This is a genomic window from Amycolatopsis alba DSM 44262, assembly GCF_000384215.1.
GTDB lineage: Bacteria > Actinomycetota > Actinomycetes > Mycobacteriales > Pseudonocardiaceae > Amycolatopsis > Amycolatopsis alba.
The window spans coordinates 952336-968511 of record NZ_KB913032.1 but is presented as its reverse complement, the minus strand read 5'-3'; the positions used below and the strand labels follow the sequence as shown (position 1 = coordinate 968511).

Here is a 16176-nt window from a genome sequence, read left to right as displayed (position 1 = left end):
CACGGTAGCGTCCCGGACGGCGGTGTTCGCCGTCGGCGCAAGACGAGGTGGCCTGGATGACGTGGCTGACGCCGGTACTGGCCTTGGTGGCCGGGTTGCTGACCGCCGGCGCGGCCTTCTTCGGGGTACGGGTGACCGTCCGGCAGAAGGAACAGTCGGAGAGCCGCAGCGAATGGCGGGCCCGCTTCCAGATGGCCCAAGAGCTTTACTGGTCGAGTGATGCCGAGAAGCGGCTGGCAGGCCTGGGGATCTTCGACGTGCTGGCGGAGTCCGATCTTGCCGGGCCGGACGAGCTGAGGATGATCGAAGTGTTCCTCAGGCCGATCCTCCAGCAACCTCAGCAGGCCGAAGAGCCGGAGAACGGGGGCTCGGCGTGACCGCGCGGCGATTCTCCCCGCCCGAAATCGCGGCCGCTGCCCGTCTTCAGGCGTCGATCGACATCAGGCTGGGCAGAGATTCCGCGCCACCGCTGAACAACGAGACCTTCGTGGCAGGCGTACCGGCATCCCACCGGCCTGTTTCCCCGAATCTCCGGGCCGCGGCCGCCCGGTTGCACCGGAAGATCAGCCGGCGGCTGAATCGCGATCCCGTGCCCAGCCCGTGGATCGGCATTCTGCGCCCGCCGATCGTCTTGACCGTTCTGGCGACCTTGCTGCTCGTGGCGATGAAGGTGAACCCCGTCGTGGCGCTCGCGGCCGTGCTGCCGGTGAGTTCACTGGTGGGCGTCCTGCGCTGGACCGACCGTTGGCGTCCCAAGACCGAGAGCCAGTTCTGGCGTTTCTGCGGACGGGGGGCCGGGGCGGGCTTCGTCGTCTTGCTCGTCATGGGGGTTACGGGCGCGCGGCAAGGCAGCGGGAGGAACCTCGAACTCGTGCTGGGTGAACCGGTACTGGCGGAGTCGCTCAAGGGCATCGTCGTCATTCTGACTGTCGTCCGGATCGGTGACGAACTGGACCGGATGCTCGACTGGATCGTGTACGGCGGTTTCGTGGCCGCGGGTTTCGTGTTCGTCGAGAACTTCTCTTCTTTCGGCGCTCGCTACGGTGGCGCGTCGACCGGCGAGGTCACCGCGTTCATGTTGCGCGGTGTTCTGGCCCCTTCCGTGAGCCTGCTGTGCACCTGCTTGATCGTCGTCGGCGTGGTTCTGGCAATCCGGACGCGTCGCCCGCTGATACAGCTGGGCGCTCCACTGCTGGGTTTCCTCGGGGCGGTCGGCCTGCGCAGCATCTGGATCAGCACCGAGACGTTGCCCCCGACCGCGTTCGTCACCATGTACTTCCTGGTCGTCCTGCCGGTCGCCGGGCTGACCGTGCTGGTCGTGTACAACCAGCACGCTCGTGACCTGGGCGCGCTCGTGACCGAACTGCCGGATCTGGTCGCCGACAAGATCGTCCCCCCGAACGAGGTCACCCTGCTCACCAACCGGCGGGCCCGGCGCCACTGGCGCACTGAGGCACGCAGACGGTCGGGGATGCGAACGGCGCGCGCGGTGGCGCAGTACCAGGAAGCGGTGACCGAGCTGGCGATCCTCCGCCGTTCCATCCGGTCCGGTGACACCGGGCCCCGCGTCCGCGCCAGGGAACTCGACCTGATGGGCGAGGTCGCCAGAACCAGGGTCGAAGCGGAATGGCTGGAGGGCAAGGTCTCCGCACCGGCAGGGCGGTGAAAGAAAAGGGTCGCAGGGGAGGTGCGGATGAGTTTCCGGCTGGCGGCATATGCCGTGTGCGTCGAGGACGGGCGTGTGCTGCTCGCCCGTCATGTCTCGCCGACGGGAGACACGAACTGGACTCTTCCGGGCGGCAAGGTCGAGCCTGCCGAGGATCCGTTCGACGCGGTGGTCCGGGAGGTCGCCGAGGAGACGGGCTGCGAGGCGGTGGTCGAACGCCTGCTGGGCGTGGACTCAAGGGTGATTCCCGCCGCCGAAGCGCGGTTGGGGATCGAGCACCAGAACGTCGGCATCTTTTACCAGGTCCGGATTACCGGTGGCGCCTTGCGGCCCGAGCCGAACGGCGAGACCGCCGAGTCGGTCTGGACGTCGCTATCGGCTGTCGCCGGTCTGTGCCGATCGTCGCTCGTCGACGTCGGTCTCGCGTTGGCGCGGACGCTTCCGGCGACCGGTCACGTGTCTCCCGTCGCGGTCGGCGGCCTAATCCGGCATTGACGTGCCGTCCGGCAGTACGTCATCGGACCCGCGTTCGAACGGGTCCTCGACCGGCTCCCGGACGACGACGGATGAGGCTTGATCGCATAATCATGTCTCTAAGGCAGGGTTAAGGGACGACATCGAGCACTTGACATGTGCGTTGATGCTCGATTTACTGCTGAACACGTCGGAATGGACGCCCCGACGTCAGAGGTACGCCCAGCCGGTATGTCGGCCTTCGCCGCGAGCCCGGACTGAGTCGCCAGGACCTGCTCATGGTCCGAGGCGGGGTCGTGCCCACCATCATCCGGAGTTTCGATGATGCACGCTTCCCGCGTTCGGTTTCTCGCCACTGCGGCCCTGTGCGCCGCAGCCGTCGTCAGTACCGCCTGCTCTGCTTCGGCCGCGCCCGCTCCGGCCGCGTTCTCCCCGCCTCCGGTCAAGGCCGGTTTCGACTATCAGATCGGCGGTGCGTACGCGCCGCCGTCAGGGGTGCGGGTGGTCAGCCGCGACCACACCGCCCAGCCTGCCGCCGGTCTCTACAACATCTGCTACATCAACGCTTTCCAGGCGCAGCCCGGTGCGGAGGGGGAGTGGGGCGACCTGGTGCTGCGCGACGCGAACGGCGAAGTCGTCATGGACGAGGACTGGGACGAGGCGCTGCTCGACCTGCGAACCGCGGACAAGCGCCAGCGGGTGGCGGCGAAGGTGAACGCCTGGACCGACGGCTGCGCGGCCAAGGGATATCAGGCGATCGAGCCGGACAACTACGACAGTTTCACGCGTTCGCGCGGTCTTCTGTCCGAACAGGACGCTCAGGCCTACATTCGCCTGCTGTCCACGCACGCCCATGAGAAGGGGCTCGCGACCGGGCAGAAGAACACCTCGGAGCTGGCCGGGAACCGCAAGGCGAACGGGCTCGACTTCGCGGTCGCCGAGGAATGCGGCGAGCAGGACATCTGTGGCGAGTTCACCGCGGCGTTCGGCGGCAACGTGATCGTCATCGAATACGCCGACGCGGGTCTCGCCAACGCCTGCGATCGCTGGGGCGGTTCGCTCAGCATCGTCCGCCGTGACCGTGACGTCGTGCCCGCGGGCGCGTCCGGTTACGTCCGCAAGACCTGCTGACCCGCGGCTCGGGAGGGCGTGATGTCCGCACCGGTGAACCGGCGGGGTTTCCTGCGCGGGGTCGGCGGAATGGCGCTCGGCGCGGCGGTGGCCGGGTGTTCCCCGGCCACCGCCGGAAGCTCCGGGGGCACGGTCACCGTCGAGGTCTGGCACGGCCAGACCGACACGGGCAAGAAGGTGCTCGATGCGCTGGTCGCCGACTTCCAGCGGTCTCATCCGGGGATCCGGATCGACCTCGGTGGCGGGGTGATCTCCGACGCGATGTTGCAGAAGATCACCGCGGCGCTGGCGTCGGGGTCCTATCCGGACATCGCCTACGTGTTCGGCTCGGACCTGGCCGCTGTGGCGCGCAGCCCGCAGGTCGTCGACGTGACCGATCTCGTCGATGCCGGTCCCGGTTTCCGGGCGCCGGCTCGTGAGGCGGTGACCGTCAACGGCCGGGCGCGTGCCGTACCGGCGCTGCTGGACTCGCTGGCCGTGGTGTGCAACAAGACGTTGTTCGCGAAGACCGGGACGCCGTTGCCCGCGGCGGGGTGGACGTGGGCGGAATTCGTCGCAACGGCGCGAAAACTGACCGACGCGGGCAGCGGCACCTTCGGTACCGGCTGGCCAGGCGCGGGTGACGAGGACACGGTGTGGCGGCTGTGGCCGATGGTGTGGGACCTCGGCGGTGACGTCATCGGCGGGGACGGCCGCGGCATCGGCTTCGGCGCGCAAGGTGTGCGCGCACTCGAGGTCGTCCGCGACCTTGCCGCCGCGAAATGTGTCTATGTCGACCCGAAACCCGGTGGCGAGCAGATGTACCAGGCGTTCGGTGGCGGCAACATCGGCATGGTCGTCACCGGGCCATGGCAACTGCCGGACATCACCGACGCCGGGATCGAGTACGCCGTCGTGCCGTTGCCGAGTTTCTCCGGCCGTCCCATGACCATTTCCGGGCCGGACACCTGGACGGTGTTCGACAACGGCGAGGACCGGGTGCGAGCCGCGCGCACGTTCCTGTCGTGGCTGACGGATCCGGCCCAGGACGTCCGCTGGGACGTCGGCGCGGGCGGCCTTCCGTTGAGCCGCCGGACCCAGGATTTGCCCGCGTGGCAGGAGAAAACCACCGGAACGCCGGGGCTTCAGGTGTTCGCCGACGCGCTCGACCGCGCCAAGGTCCGGCCGGTGCACCCGGCCTATCCACAGGTGTCCGCGGCGCTCGGCACCGCCATCGTCTCCGTGCTGCTCGGCCAGGCCGCTCCCGCGGACGCACTGCGCGAATGCGCCAAGGCCGCCGACGCCGCTCTGATCATCCCCCGATAGGGAGGCCGCCATGCCAGGACTGCCGAGAGCGGTCACCGTTCCACCGCGAAGCCACTCCGCGAAAAGCAGGCGACGCAAGGAAACCACGGCCGCGTGGACCTACCTCTCACCCGCCGTGCTCATCATCCTCGGGCTCGGCGTGGTGCCGGTGGCCTGGTCGCTGCTGCTGTCGTTCCGGGCAGACGACCTGGTCACCCCGAGCAGGTTCGTCGGCCTGGACAACTACTCGGCACTCGCCCAGGACCCGCGGTTCGCCCAGGCGGTGGGGAACACCGTGCTGTACACGGTTCTCTACGTCCCTCTGAGCGTCCTTTTGGGATTCCTGCTGGCGCAGGCGCTGAACCGCCGCATCCGGCTGATCGGGGTGTACCGGACGCTCGTGTTCGTCCCGTTCGTGCTTTCGGCAGCGTCGCAGGGAGTGCTGTTCTCCTTCATCCTCGACCCGCAGTTCGGCGCGGCCAATTCGCTGCTGCACCACCTCGGTGTTTCCCCGCAAGGATTCCTGACCGATCCGGCGCAGGCGCTGCTGGTGCTGGTCGGGATCACGCTGTGGAGCGGAACCGGGTTCTGCGTGGTGGTCTACCTGGCCGCGCTGCAGGACGTGCCGCCGTCGCTGGTCGAGGCCGCCCGGCTGGACGGCGCGGGCACCTTGCGCGTGCTGCGGCACGTGACGTTGCCCGCGGTGACCCCGGTGACGGCGTTTCTGGTGCTGTGGCAGCTGATCACCTCCCTGCAGGTATTCGATCTGGTGTACGTCACGACCAAGGGCGGCCCGCTCGGCTCGACCACGGTGATCGTCTATTTCGTGTGGGAACAGGCGTTCAAGAACTTCACGGCCGGGTACGGCGCGGCGTCGGCCTACGTGCTCGCGCTGGGGCTGCTCGCGGTCGTGGTCGTCGTCCGTCTGCTCCGCCGTCCCCGGAAGGCGCTCCGATGACCGCCCGGCTCAGTGTGCCCGCGCCGCGGGTCCTGCCCGCCCTGCGGCGGCCCCGGCTCTCGTTCAGCCCCTGGCATCTGCTGCTGGTGCCGCTGGCGCTGGTGTTCGCCGCGCCACTGGTGTGGCTGCTGCTCGGTTCGGTGATGAGCAACGCCGAGATCAACCGGTTCCCGCCTGCCCTGTGGCCGTCCGAAATGGACTTCGCGGGCTATCGTTACGTGCTGGAGAACGCGCTCTTCCTGCGCTGGTTCACGAATTCGCTGATCGTTTCGGCGGTGACCGTGGTGTCGAACCTGGTGTTCGGCGCGCTCGGCGGCTACGCGTTCGCGCGGATGCGGTTCACCGGATCGCGGGTGCTGCTCGCGCTGATGGTGGCCACGATGGCGATCCCGTTCCAGCTCACCATGATCCCGACGTTCCTGGTGATGAAACGGCTGGGCCTGATCGACAGCCTCGGCGCGCTGATCGTGCCGTCACTGGTGACGCCGTTCGCAGTGTTCCTCCTGCGGCAGTTCTTCCTTTCCCTGCCGAGGGAACTGGAAGAAGCGGCGTGGATCGACGGCTGCTCGCGGCTGCGCGTGCTGTTCACGATCGTGCTGCCGCTTTCCCGGCCCGCGCTGAGCACGGTGGCCGTGCTGACCTTCCTCGGCACCTGGAACGACCTGACCTGGCCGCTGATCGCGCTCAACCACGACACGGCCTACACCCTGCAACTCGGGCTCACGACGTTCCAAGGTCAACACCACACCAACTGGTCCGCGGTCATGGCGGGCAACGTGATCACCGTACTGCCGGTACTGCTGGCCTTCCTCGGCGCGCAGAAGACCTTCATCCAGTCCATCACCTCCAGCGGCCTCAAAGGATAGGATCCATGCACCGTTTCGACCTGCTCGTGGTCGGTGACGCCAACCCGGACGTCATCATCGGTCCACTGAGGACGGATCTGGAGTTCGGCCAGCGGGAACAGCTCGCCGATTCGGGTGTGCTCACCCTCGGCGGCTCCGGTGCGATCACCGCCGCGGGTGCGGCCCGGCTGGGGCTCAGGGTCGCCGTCGCCGGACGGGTCGGAGACGACGCCGCCGGCCGGTTCGTCCGGGACGCCCTCGAAGAACGCGGCGTCGACACCGGCGCGCTGCGGACGGATCCGGTCCTGCCGACCCCGTTGACCACCGTGCTGACCCGCGACGGCGATCGAGCCATCATCACCGCCCCTGGCACACTCGCCGCGTTGACCGCCGCCGACGTCCCACCCGAACTGCTCGCCACGAGCAGACACGTCCATTCGTCGTCGTATTTCCTGCTCCCCGGTCTCGCGCCCGCGTTGCCCGCCCTGCTGCGGACCGCCCGCGGGCACGGCGCGACGACGTCGGTCGACACCAACGACGATCCGGCCGGTGCCTGGGACACGGGGGATCTGCTGGGGGAGACGGATTTCCTGCTGCCCAACGCCGCCGAGGTGAGCCGCCTGGCCGACGTGACCGACGCACGGGAGGCCGCCGCGCTGCTGGGCGCCCGCGGCCCGGCCGTCGTGGTCAAGGACGGTGCCGGGGGTGCCTTCGCCCATCGCGACGGCGAAATCTTCACCGCACAAGGGATCCCGGCCGAAGCCGTCGACACCGTCGGCGCCGGGGACAGTTTCAACGCCGGATTCCTCGCCGGCGTCCTGGCCGGGTTGCCGCTGGGGACGGCGTTGCGCTGCGGCGTCGTCTGCGGTGGTTCCTCCGTCCGCGCCGCCGGCGGCACGGCTGGCCAGGCCACGTGGGACGACGTCCTCGTCCACCTCGAACGCATCGGATCGGACCGCTCATGACCACCCCCAAGATCACCTTCGTCGGCGCCGGCAGCGTCGTGTTCACCCAGGGTCTGCTCGCCGACCTGTTCGGTTTCCCGGAACTGGGCGACGTGCACGTCGCGCTGCACGACATCGATCCGGACCGGCTCGCGACCGCGCTGGCCGCGGCGAAGCAGATCGCCGCCGCGCGCGGGGTGAAGCCGGTGCTGACCGCGCACACCGACCGGCGGGAAGCGTTGGCGGGCGCGGATTTCGTCGTCAACATGGTGCAGATCGGGATGGGGGAGTCGACCCGCGTCGACTTCGAGGTCCCGGCGCGCCACGGTCTGCGCCAGACCATCGGCGACACCCTCGGCGTCGGCGGGATCTTCCGCGCGCTGCGGACTTTCCCGTTCCTCAAGGAACTCGGCGCGGACATCGCCGACGTGGCCCCGGAGGCCTGGCTGCTGAACTACACGAACCCGATGACGATGAACGTCCAGTACCTCACCGAAGTGACCGGGCTGACGCGGGTCGTCGGGCTGTGCCATTCGGTGTACTGGACCGTGCACGGGCTCGCCGAGCTGGTCGGGGTCCCGTTCGAGGAGGTCACCTACGTCGCGGCGGGCGTCAACCACCAGGCCTGGGTGCTGCGGTTCGAGCACGACGGCACGGACCTCTATCCCCGGCTGGCCGAACTGGCGGCCTCGGACGAGCAGCTGCGGCGGCGGGTCCGGTTCGACATGTTCCGGCGGCTCGGCTATTACCCGACGGAGACGAGCGAGCACTCCGCCGAGTACGTGCCCTGGTATCTCAAGCACGACAACGAAATCGAGCGCCTGCGGCTGCCCGTCGGGGCGTACCTCGACATCGTGGCGGAGAACGAGGCCGAGTACGGGCGGACCCGGCAGGCGATTCGGAGCGGGGAACGGCTGGCCGTGGAAGGCACGAACGAGTACGCGCCGCAGATCATCCACAGCCTGGTCACCGGCACACCCCGCACGGTCTACGGCAATGTCGTCAACCGCGGCCTGATCGAGAACCTGCCTGCCGGGGGAGTGGTCGAGGTGCCTTGCCTCGCCGACGGGACCGGCGTCCGGCCGACCCGGATCGGCGCGCTGCCGCCACAACTCGCGGCGCTCAACCGGACGTACCTGAGTGTCAACGAGCTCGTCGTACGCGCGGCCGTCGAGGACGATCCCCGCCATATCCGGCACGCGGCGATGACCGACCCGGCCACCGCGGCCGCACTGCCGGTCGAGCGGATCTTCCAGCTGTGCGACGATCTCGTCCGCGCGCACGGCGACCGGCTCCAGCCCGGCCTGCGCGCGATCCTCGGCCACTGACGCCGGCGGCGTCACTCTTTCGAGTAAGCGGAGTCGTGTAACACGGCACCGCACGGCGGACGACTCCTGAGCCGGAAGAGCCGGTCAGGGAGGAACGCCATGGCGGTCGATGTCAGTGCGGGAAGAAACCAGAGTTGCTGGCGGTGCCGCGCGATCGGCAGGCCGGGAGACGGGTTCTGCCAGGCGTGCGGTGCGTCCCTGACCCGCCGGGACAACACGACCCGCTATCTGTGCGCCGCCGCGCAGCTCAGTGAGGACTACGCGAACACGGCGGTACGGGAATTCCTGATCGAGCCATGGCGGTCGATTCCGCCCACACCCGGCGTCGACACCGCCGCGGTGCTGCGGGAGGCGGTCGCGTCGCGGATGCGGCGCCGTATCCGCGACGCGGCGCTTCTGGCGCTCCTGCTGGTGTTCCTGTTCACCGAGCCTGCGGTGCTGATGTTCTGGCTGCTGGCGGCCATCGTGCTGGCGCTGATCCCCGGCCGGTTCAGGACGCGCGGGATCGGCGACCTCGCCGTGGCGATGGGATTGTTCGCCGTCAGCGCGTTCGTGATAGGCCTGGAGGTCTTCACCGCGGCCACGGGGATGACGTCGTCCAGAGGTTCGTCGAGATACGGCTCCCTCGACTCCCCGAGCTCCGCCTCCGGCGATGCCACGGACAGCACTGTCGGCATTGTCGTGCTGAGTGTCGTGCTGACCCTGCTGATCGCCGGTGTCCTGCTCGCCGACAGGCTCGCCGTGCGTTTCCTGGTGCTGCAGCGATTCCGGCGCGGCACGTTCGTCGCCGACGGGCGCAAGAGCGCTTCCGAATGGGAACGACGGCTCCGCGGTCTGGGGCTCGACACCTTCCGCCTGCCGCTGGAGCGCGCGGTGGCCGCCCAGGAAACGGGTGCCGCTCACGAAGCGAGCGCCGATGTGGTGGTGCACCGTGGATTCTCCCCGTTCGTGGGAGCAGGCGTCCCGGTGCACCGGCAGGTCATCACCCTGCCCCTCGACTCGTCGGACGACGACGTCGACCCGCGGCGCATCAACGTCACCGAGCTGCAGGACCACGTCGGCGCGGCGATCCAGGCGTTGCGGGAAACCTCGTCACTCGGTCCGGGACGACGCCTCGAAAACCTGACCCACCGCGAGCAGGTGCTCGTGCCCGCGGACCGGCTGGTCGTCGACCACCGGTCGGTCCCCGAGGTCCTCGCGGACCTCGACCGCGCACCGGCCCGCCGCCTGCCGATCGAGAAGGCGCGAGCCCTCGCCGACAGCGTGATCGAATGGGCGCGCTACTACCGCTGCTACCGCGTCGAGTCCTGGGATCGCGACTTGACCACGTCGTGCTACCTGCACGTCGGGACCGATCAGCGGATGCTGTACCTGGAATGGCAGTTCCTCGCGCTGCTGCCGATCGCCCCGGAGTTCCGCGCGATCGATAGGCACCACTCGCTGGCCAAATCGCTGGGGCTCACCTTCGTGGAGCTGTGGCTCCTGCCCGCGACGCTGTTCCGCCGCGGGAAGTCGGTGTTCCGGCCGTTCAACCAGCTGAGGCAGGACACGGACGAGGCCGTCCCGGCCAAGTACGGGGCCGACCGCAGTCTCCGCGAACTGGCCCAGGCGGACCGCGTGCAGAGCTATTTCCAGGACGTCGACGCGGAACGGTACGTGAAGATCCTGGACACGACGTTGTTCCGCTCGGTGGGCCACTACCTCGAAGAGCGCGGCTATTCGGTCGTCGAGTTCATGAAACTGGCCGATCCGGTCGTCAACAGCTACGACATGCGCGGCAGCACGTTCGTCGACTCGGCGGTCGGTACGAACAGCAAGGTGAGCAACCAGAGCAATTCGGCGAAGGGAAAGTAGACCCATGGGTGACCGGTTCGACCTGCGGCAAGCGAAAATCTCCAACACCGCCATCGGAAATCACGCCACGACCTACAACAACTCTTCCGCGGACGACGCGTCGATCCCGGACCTCATCAAGGCTTTGGCAAGCTCGCGGGAGGCGATCGCCGAGTCCGCTCCGACGCCCGCCGACCGGACGGAAGTACTCGAGGCGCTCGACAGGATCGAGGCGGAACTGCGGAGCGACAAGCCGCGCGGGGCGGCCGTCAGCGCTCGCTGGCAGACGGTCACCAGCCTGGTCGGCACCCTGAGCGAACCCGCGGGCAAGATCGCCGAACTGGTGACGAAGCTGTTCGGCTAGCTTCGCCGGGTCACCTGCCCTTGGAGTTGCCCGCCGGACCGCCGGAGTGGGTCAACCGGCTGGCGTGGCAGTCCTCTCGGGCGAAGTTCTGCTCGTCGCACCAGGCGTTGGCCGCGTCGGCGTCCGGGAAGACCTTCGCTTCGAGGGTGACCCAGAAACCTTTGCGTGAGAAGGTCTTGAAGTCACTCGAATTGACCATGATGGCTTCGGGGAAGCGGCTGCGGAGGCTTTGGAAGTCGGCCATGATCGCCGGGTAGTCGTACGTGGTGCCTCCGACGACGAGGCCGGGCTGCTTCGAGGAAAGCTGCGGAACCCATTGTCCGACAAGGCTTTCGGCGACGGTGCTGTCTTGCGTGGTCTGGCGGCGGAGGTCCGCCTCGGTCACCTGAAGCGACGGGGTCGTTTCCGTCGTGGTGATTTCCGTCGACGTCGGTGGTTGCGTCGCGGTGGTGAGGACGGTCACCGGGGCCGTGGCGCTCGGCTGGGTGATGTCCACCTGTGCGGTGTCGGGTTGCGTGGAGTCGGTGTTGCGGGTCAAGGCGAAGGTCGTCACGCCTGCCGCGGCGACCGCCACCACCGCCGCGGCGACCACGACAGCGGCCGTCGGCTTCGGGACCGTTTGCTTTGGCCGAGGCGAAACCGGTTCGACAGCGACCGGTTCATCTTGGGGCTCGCCGACAGGAGTGCCGCACGCGCCGCAGAACTTCGCCTGGGAGCCGAGTTCCCGTCCGCAGTTCGAGCACGAGTTCATGTTTCGTAGTCCGCGAGCGGCAAGGAGGTGTTACAGCTCGGCGGTCGTTCTCACCGGGGCGGCGGAACGAACCGACCGGCGGGCACGACTGTCCACAGTGTAATGATCACGGCATTTCGGCGTCTCCGAGGTCGCCACGGCCATGGCAGCGGCGCCGCACCTGAAGCTCAGGGCGCGGTCCGGCGCCCTAGTCGTCCGGCCCGCGCAAGGTCAGGACGACCCGGACGACGTGTTCGACCGCGGCCGGGAACACGGCCCCTCGTAGTTCGCCGCGGTTGGCGAGGGTGAGCCCGGCGAAGTCCAGCATCCGGTCTTCGCCGAGACGCCGAACGGTCAGTGTGGCCACTTCCTCGAGGTCGAGGTCCGGATGATCCAGCCGGGTCAGCGCGAACTCGATGAGCAGCTGGTCATCCGTCACGTCGTCACCCCCGCGTCCGAGTCGAGTCTACTGCTCGCGCAGGGAATGGATCATGCTCCGCAGGATCCGGAACGCGCCCGCCTGCTCGGCCTCGGTCATCCCGGCCAGCATCCTGACCTCGACGGACCGGACGGCCACGGTCGCCTTTTCGAGTCTCTGCCTGCCGCGAGTCGTGAGCCGCGTGGGAAGGACCTTCCCGACGGGCGCCTCCGCGGGCCTGGTCACGTGGCCCTCCCGTTCCAGGGTCTGGAGCAGCACGTTCATCGACTGCCGGGTCACGAACGCGCCCCGTGCGAGTTCGGAGTTCGACAAGCCCGGTCGCTGGGCCAGCAGCTCGAGGCAGGAGTAGTGCGTCACGGTCATCCCGAGCGGGCGCAGCACCTCCTCCATGGCCGCGCGGAGGGCGCTCGACGCCTCCTTCAGCAGGTAGCCCAGTGACTTGTCCAGGTCGACACCGCCGCCTTCTTGACTCATGTCAGTATCCTGACATAGGGTCCTACGTGTCAGAAGACTGACACGTAACGAAGGAGCGTCATCTTGCCCGCCACCGGCCCCGACTTCATCTCCCTGCAAGCGCGTGACCTCACCGGTTCGCAGGCGTTCTACGAGCAGTACCTCGGCCTCGTCCGCTCGCAGGCCGGACCTCCGCACGCCGTCGTCTTCGAGACGAAGCCGATCGCGTTCGCGCTCCGCGAGGTCATTCCCGGCACCGACCTCGCCTCTGTCGCCCAGCCCGGCATCGGCGCGGCGATCTGGCTCCACGCCACCGAGGTCCAAGCCATTCACGACGCGCTGGTCGCCGACGGTCACACCATCGTCTCCGCGCCGATCGACGGCCCCTTCGGCCGGACATTCACCTTCGCTGACCCCGACGGTTACCGGATCACCCTCCACGACCGTGTCTGAGGCGGGCACGCTGGTCTTCGGGGCCACCGGGGCAACTTGGCGGCCACATCCTGGACGCGCTGGCCGCCTTCCTGGTGAGTCTCGACGAAATGACCAGCGGGGACGGCGCGAGCCGGCAACATCGGCTCGCGCTGCCCCACCCCCGATCGGCCCGCCGCGGCTACTGTGGTCAGGAACGCTTCGTCGTGTCGAAGGGGGCCACCATGCCGGGGCGGGAACGGTCCACGACGGTGCGCCGCAGGATTCCCCGGCGCCTGGTGATCGCTGTGCCGGTCGTTCTCGGCGCGCTGTGTGGTGCCGCGTTCATCCCTGATGTGGCGAACCACTTCGGCTACGCCCTGCCCGGTGAGCGAGGCCTTCCGTACCAGGTCCACTACAACGGCAGGGACTACCGCAACACCCTGACGTGCGCCGGCGCGCGGTGGTGCGAGGACGAGCGGACCCCGGAACAGCGGGCGAAGCCGTACTGCACACCCCGTGCCGGGCTGGGCCTCGGGAGCGGCGATGCGGAGCTGGTGAAGGTCGATGAACTCTTCACCGTGTTCGGATCTTCGCACCCCGTTTTCACCGCGGGTGTCGTTCCACAGGAAAAGATGGTGGCGACAGTCATCGTCGAGGCCTCCGAGAACTGTTACGTGGCGTACGACCTGGCGGGCGGCCCATAGCGACAAGGGCGCGTCGCCTACCGCAACTCCAGGACGATGCCGTCTTCCGCTTCCCTGCCACCGGCGCCATGGACGCGGATGATGCTGACGATCTCGTCGAACAGTGTCGGACCTTCCCCGCGCCGCGCGCTGTCGATCCTGGCCTGGAAGTCCGGACGGTTCGAGGGATGGCAGGTGAGAACGAGCCGTTCCAGCCGCCGGATCGTCTCGGCGTGGCCCAACGCGGAACGGGACGGCTCGGAGTGGAGCCACCGCAGAACCCATCCGGTCTCCGGCGTCCCGTAACCGCCTCGGAGCAGGTCGTTGAAGGCGTCCAGGTTCCCTCGCCAGGTGTAGTCGCTCAGCAGCCGTGAGAACTCGCGGGCGAAGCCGTCGAAGTCGGAAAAGCGGGATCCGTCGATGGTGAGCACAGGAAGGTCGTCGCCGCGGCCGGTCATGATCCGAGCATCGCACGATCCGGGCTCACGCTATCGTCGAGCGATGCCTCGCGCGGTGATTCTCGGTGGTACCGGGCTGATCGGCCGCGCCGCCGCGCGCCGGTTGCTGGCCGCGGGCTGGGACGTGGTCGCTGTCGGCCGAGACCGTTCCCGGATGCCCGAGGATGTCGCCGCGGCGGGCGGACGGTTCGTTGCCGGAGACCGCACGGTGGACGGCGAACTCGTGGCGGCCGTGGGGGAGGGAGCCGACTTGCTCGTCGACTGCCTCTGCTTCACCGCCGCCCACGCGCGGGGCCTGTTGCCGCTGCTGGCCGATATCGGGTCCACGGTGATGATCTCCGCCAAGGCCGTGTACATCGACGCCGCGGGGAATCACGTGAACTCGGCCGTCACACCGGACTTCGACGGCCCGGTCAGCGAAGCACAGCCGACCATGGCCCCGCGGGAGGACATCGATCACCGCAGCCGCGAGGGTTACGGCGCCAACAAGGTCGCCGCCGAACACGTCCTGCTCGACAGCGGGCACCGGGTCACGGTTCTGCGACCGTCCAGGGTGCACGGCGACGGCGCGTTGAAGCCCGACACGTGGGTGTTCGTCAAACGCGTGCTCGACCGGCGCGGAGTCGTCGTCCTGTCCCGCGGCGGCCGCGGTGTCGATCAGACCAGTGCCGCGTCCAACATCGCCGCCCTGATCGAGGTCGTCGCGAGCCGTCCTGGCCCGCGGATCCTCAACAGCGCGGACCCCGACGCGCCGAGCGCGCTGGAGATCTCGCGGATCGTCGGGGCGCACCTCGGCCACCGGTGGCGGGAAGTGCTTCTCGGCCCGAGTGCGCCCGCAGGACTCGGGCGGCATCCCTGGGACCGGGTACCGGCGATCCGGCTGGACGTGAGCGCGGCCCGGCAGCTGGGTTACCGGCCGGCCGGGGACTACGCCGCCACTGTGACCGCCGAATTGGACTGGCTGGCCTCCGCCGCTCGGCTGCCTGCTGGGTTCGACCACGGCTATTTCGCGCCGATGGTCGACTACGCCGCCGAAGACGACTATCTCGCGGCGCGGTAGCCAAGGCACGCTCATGCCGACGACCGTGCGGTGCGCCGAGTCGCGTTTCGGCGAGATCCCTCTCGTCGCCACGACGACCAGTCCATCGGGCAGACTCACCGGACACGGCTAGGTGTTCATCGCAGGGACGACATGCTTTGCGAAGAGGTCGATGCTGGAGCGGTCGTACGCGGCTTCGGGGAAGTTGAAGATCGCGTAGGTCATGCCGAGCTTTTCCAGCTTGGCCAGTCGCTCGGCGACCTGCTCAGGGGTGCCGATGCCCACCCCGGCGGTGAAGATCGAGTACGCGCGCTCGGCCGCCTCCGGGGACGCGTGCCTCGCGTAGTGGTCCTTGAGCCAGGCCAGCTTGTCCTGGACCTCCTTCTCGGTCTCGGCGATGACGCCGTTGTGGTTGGCCGAGCGCACGATCGCGCCGAAGTCCGTGCCGACGTCCTTGCAGTGCCCGGCCAGGATCTCCGACTTCCGGGTGAAGGTCTCGATGTCGGCGGCGAAGTTGGTGTACTTCGCGAATCGCGCGGCGATCCGCAGGGTCTTCTTCTCGCCGCCACCGGCGATCCACAGGGGGATACCGCCGTCCTGCAGCGGTAGCGGGCGCAGGATCGCGCCGTCGGTGCGGTAGTGCTCGCCATCCAGTGTGGACCTTCCGGTGGTCCACAGGTCCCGCATGATCCGGACGCCTTCGTCGAGCTGGGCGAGCCGCTCGCCGGCACTAGGGAAGCCGTAGCCGTAAGCCCGCCACTCGTGCTCGTACCAGCCGGCGCCGATACCCATCTCGACGCGCCCGCCGGAGATGATGTCGGCGGTCGCGGCGACCTTCGCCAGGTACGCCGGGTTGCGGTAGCCCATGCAGGTGCACATCTGCCCGAGCCGGATGGTCTCGGTGGCCGCGGCGAAGGCCGACATCAGTGACCACGCCTCGTGGGTGGCCTCCTCGGTCGGCTCCGGCACCGTATGGAAGTGGTCGTAGACCCAGATCGATTCGAAGGGCCCGGCTTCCGCGTGTTTCGCGATGCCGAGCATGGTCTTCCAATGGTCCACAGGGTCGATGCCGGTCAGGTCCAGCCGCCAGCCCTGCGGGACGAAGAGTCCGAAGCGCATGATCCCCAACCTAG

General features: G+C 68.5%; 19 protein-coding genes. 14 read left to right on the top strand and 5 right to left on the bottom strand.

Annotation, left to right across the window (positions count from 1 at the left end; all coding sequences use genetic code 11):
• The first annotated feature begins 56 nt into the window (after positions 1 to 56).
• The 11 genes from AMYAL_RS45610 (at position 57) to AMYAL_RS0104240 (ending at position 10827) form a co-directional block, all read left to right on the top strand.
• A complete protein-coding gene (locus AMYAL_RS45610) occupies positions 57 to 377 on the top strand; it encodes a hypothetical protein (RefSeq protein ID WP_020630076.1) in 321 nt (106 codons plus the stop codon).
• Positions 374 to 1666 carry a PrsW family intramembrane metalloprotease gene (locus AMYAL_RS0104285; protein WP_020630075.1) on the top strand — a complete coding sequence of 431 codons (1293 nt, stop codon included), beginning with the start codon at positions 374 to 376 and terminating at the stop codon, positions 1664 to 1666. The genes AMYAL_RS45610 and AMYAL_RS0104285 overlap by 4 nt, the downstream gene beginning before the upstream one ends.
• A gap of 27 nt (positions 1667 to 1693) precedes the next feature.
• Positions 1694 to 2161, top strand: coding sequence for an NUDIX hydrolase (locus AMYAL_RS0104280; RefSeq protein WP_020630074.1), 468 nt, complete (start codon positions 1694 to 1696; stop codon positions 2159 to 2161).
• A 300-nt stretch (positions 2162 to 2461) separates the two neighbouring features.
• Complete coding sequence (locus tag AMYAL_RS0104275) at positions 2462 to 3271, top strand: endo alpha-1,4 polygalactosaminidase (RefSeq protein WP_020630073.1); 810 nt, start codon at positions 2462 to 2464, stop codon at positions 3269 to 3271.
• 21 nt (positions 3272 to 3292) lie between these two features.
• Positions 3293 to 4576: an ABC transporter substrate-binding protein gene (locus tag AMYAL_RS0104270; protein ID WP_020630072.1), complete on the top strand. Its 1284-nt coding sequence runs from the start codon at positions 3293 to 3295 to the stop codon at positions 4574 to 4576.
• 10 nt (positions 4577 to 4586) lie between these two features.
• Complete coding sequence (locus tag AMYAL_RS0104265) at positions 4587 to 5513, top strand: carbohydrate ABC transporter permease (protein ID WP_026466733.1); 927 nt, start codon at positions 4587 to 4589, stop codon at positions 5511 to 5513.
• Positions 5510 to 6379 carry a carbohydrate ABC transporter permease gene (locus tag AMYAL_RS0104260; RefSeq protein ID WP_020630070.1) on the top strand — a complete coding sequence of 290 codons (870 nt, stop codon included), beginning with the start codon at positions 5510 to 5512 and terminating at the stop codon, positions 6377 to 6379. The genes AMYAL_RS0104265 and AMYAL_RS0104260 overlap by 4 nt, the downstream gene beginning before the upstream one ends.
• A gap of 5 nt (positions 6380 to 6384) precedes the next feature.
• The gene (locus AMYAL_RS0104255) at positions 6385 to 7323 is read left to right on the top strand and encodes a carbohydrate kinase family protein (protein ID WP_020630069.1); all 939 of its coding nucleotides are present in this window, start codon (positions 6385 to 6387) and stop codon (positions 7321 to 7323) included.
• Complete coding sequence (gene melA / locus AMYAL_RS0104250; protein ID WP_020630068.1) at positions 7320 to 8630, top strand: alpha-glucosidase/alpha-galactosidase; 1311 nt, start codon at positions 7320 to 7322, stop codon at positions 8628 to 8630. The genes AMYAL_RS0104255 and melA overlap by 4 nt, the downstream gene beginning before the upstream one ends.
• Positions 8631 to 8729: 99 nt before the next feature.
• Complete coding sequence (locus tag AMYAL_RS0104245; RefSeq protein ID WP_020630067.1) at positions 8730 to 10484, top strand: hypothetical protein; 1755 nt, start codon at positions 8730 to 8732, stop codon at positions 10482 to 10484.
• 4 nt (positions 10485 to 10488) lie between these two features.
• Positions 10489 to 10827, top strand: a complete 339-nt coding sequence (locus tag AMYAL_RS0104240; RefSeq protein WP_020630066.1) for a hypothetical protein — start codon at positions 10489 to 10491, stop codon at positions 10825 to 10827.
• Positions 10828 to 10837: 10 nt separating this feature from the next.
• Here the strand turns inward: AMYAL_RS0104240 and AMYAL_RS0104235 are convergent, their stop codons facing one another.
• From AMYAL_RS0104235 to AMYAL_RS0104225, 3 genes are all read right to left on the bottom strand, one after another.
• Positions 10838 to 11578 carry a zinc ribbon domain-containing protein gene (locus tag AMYAL_RS0104235; RefSeq protein WP_020630065.1) on the bottom strand — a complete coding sequence of 247 codons (741 nt, stop codon included), beginning with the start codon at positions 11576 to 11578 and terminating at the stop codon, positions 10838 to 10840.
• Between the two features lie 187 nt (positions 11579 to 11765).
• Positions 11766 to 11996: a hypothetical protein gene (locus AMYAL_RS0104230; RefSeq protein ID WP_020630064.1), complete on the bottom strand. Its 231-nt coding sequence runs from the start codon at positions 11994 to 11996 to the stop codon at positions 11766 to 11768.
• Between the two features lie 27 nt (positions 11997 to 12023).
• Positions 12024 to 12470: a MarR family winged helix-turn-helix transcriptional regulator gene (locus AMYAL_RS0104225; protein WP_020630063.1), complete on the bottom strand. Its 447-nt coding sequence runs from the start codon at positions 12468 to 12470 to the stop codon at positions 12024 to 12026.
• A gap of 63 nt (positions 12471 to 12533) precedes the next feature.
• Between AMYAL_RS0104225 and AMYAL_RS0104220 the strand changes: the two genes are divergently transcribed.
• Positions 12534 to 12902, top strand: coding sequence for a VOC family protein (locus AMYAL_RS0104220; protein WP_020630062.1), 369 nt, complete (start codon positions 12534 to 12536; stop codon positions 12900 to 12902).
• An 89-nt stretch (positions 12903 to 12991) separates the two neighbouring features.
• Positions 12992 to 13567: a hypothetical protein gene (locus AMYAL_RS0104215; RefSeq protein WP_020630061.1), complete on the top strand. Its 576-nt coding sequence runs from the start codon at positions 12992 to 12994 to the stop codon at positions 13565 to 13567.
• A 17-nt stretch (positions 13568 to 13584) separates the two neighbouring features.
• Here the strand turns inward: AMYAL_RS0104215 and AMYAL_RS0104210 are convergent, their stop codons facing one another.
• A complete protein-coding gene (locus AMYAL_RS0104210) occupies positions 13585 to 14004 on the bottom strand; it encodes a barstar family protein (protein WP_020630060.1) in 420 nt (139 codons plus the stop codon).
• A 43-nt stretch (positions 14005 to 14047) separates the two neighbouring features.
• On the opposite strand from AMYAL_RS0104210, the gene AMYAL_RS0104205 reads away from it, so the two are divergent.
• On the top strand, positions 14048 to 15064 hold the full coding sequence (locus AMYAL_RS0104205) for an NAD-dependent epimerase/dehydratase family protein (protein WP_020630059.1): 1017 nt from the start codon (positions 14048 to 14050) through the stop codon (positions 15062 to 15064).
• A gap of 108 nt (positions 15065 to 15172) precedes the next feature.
• Here the strand turns inward: AMYAL_RS0104205 and AMYAL_RS0104200 are convergent, their stop codons facing one another.
• A complete protein-coding gene (locus AMYAL_RS0104200; protein WP_026466731.1) occupies positions 15173 to 16162 on the bottom strand; it encodes an LLM class F420-dependent oxidoreductase in 990 nt (329 codons plus the stop codon).
• Positions 16163 to 16176 lie beyond the last annotated feature (14 nt).

Excerpts from the sequence above, each read along its gene's own strand:
- AMYAL_RS45610 (WP_020630076.1), top strand. The coding sequence starts at position 57 with ATGACGTGGCTGACGCCGGTACTGGCCTTGGTGGCCGGGTTGCTGACC.
- AMYAL_RS0104235 (WP_020630065.1), bottom strand. The coding sequence starts at position 11,578 with ATGAACTCGTGCTCGAACTGCGGACGGGAACTCGGCTCCCAGGCGAAG.
- melA (WP_020630068.1), top strand. The coding sequence starts at position 7,320 with ATGACCACCCCCAAGATCACCTTCGTCGGCGCCGGCAGCGTCGTGTTC.
- AMYAL_RS0104200 (WP_026466731.1), bottom strand. The coding sequence starts at position 16,162 with ATGCGCTTCGGACTCTTCGTCCCGCAGGGCTGGCGGCTGGACCTGACC.
- AMYAL_RS0104280 (WP_020630074.1), top strand. The coding sequence starts at position 1,694 with ATGAGTTTCCGGCTGGCGGCATATGCCGTGTGCGTCGAGGACGGGCGT.
- AMYAL_RS0104210 (WP_020630060.1), bottom strand. The coding sequence starts at position 14,004 with ATGACCGGCCGCGGCGACGACCTTCCTGTGCTCACCATCGACGGATCC.
- AMYAL_RS0104215 (WP_020630061.1), top strand. The coding sequence starts at position 12,992 with ATGACCAGCGGGGACGGCGCGAGCCGGCAACATCGGCTCGCGCTGCCC.
- AMYAL_RS0104275 (WP_020630073.1), top strand. The coding sequence starts at position 2,462 with ATGATGCACGCTTCCCGCGTTCGGTTTCTCGCCACTGCGGCCCTGTGC.
- AMYAL_RS0104255 (WP_020630069.1), top strand. The coding sequence starts at position 6,385 with ATGCACCGTTTCGACCTGCTCGTGGTCGGTGACGCCAACCCGGACGTC.
- AMYAL_RS0104270 (WP_020630072.1), top strand. The coding sequence starts at position 3,293 with ATGTCCGCACCGGTGAACCGGCGGGGTTTCCTGCGCGGGGTCGGCGGA.
- AMYAL_RS0104245 (WP_020630067.1), top strand. The coding sequence starts at position 8,730 with ATGGCGGTCGATGTCAGTGCGGGAAGAAACCAGAGTTGCTGGCGGTGC.
- AMYAL_RS0104225 (WP_020630063.1), bottom strand. The coding sequence starts at position 12,470 with ATGAGTCAAGAAGGCGGCGGTGTCGACCTGGACAAGTCACTGGGCTAC.
- AMYAL_RS0104260 (WP_020630070.1), top strand. The coding sequence starts at position 5,510 with ATGACCGCCCGGCTCAGTGTGCCCGCGCCGCGGGTCCTGCCCGCCCTG.
- AMYAL_RS0104240 (WP_020630066.1), top strand. The coding sequence starts at position 10,489 with ATGGGTGACCGGTTCGACCTGCGGCAAGCGAAAATCTCCAACACCGCC.
- AMYAL_RS0104265 (WP_026466733.1), top strand. The coding sequence starts at position 4,587 with ATGCCAGGACTGCCGAGAGCGGTCACCGTTCCACCGCGAAGCCACTCC.
- AMYAL_RS0104205 (WP_020630059.1), top strand. The coding sequence starts at position 14,048 with ATGCCTCGCGCGGTGATTCTCGGTGGTACCGGGCTGATCGGCCGCGCC.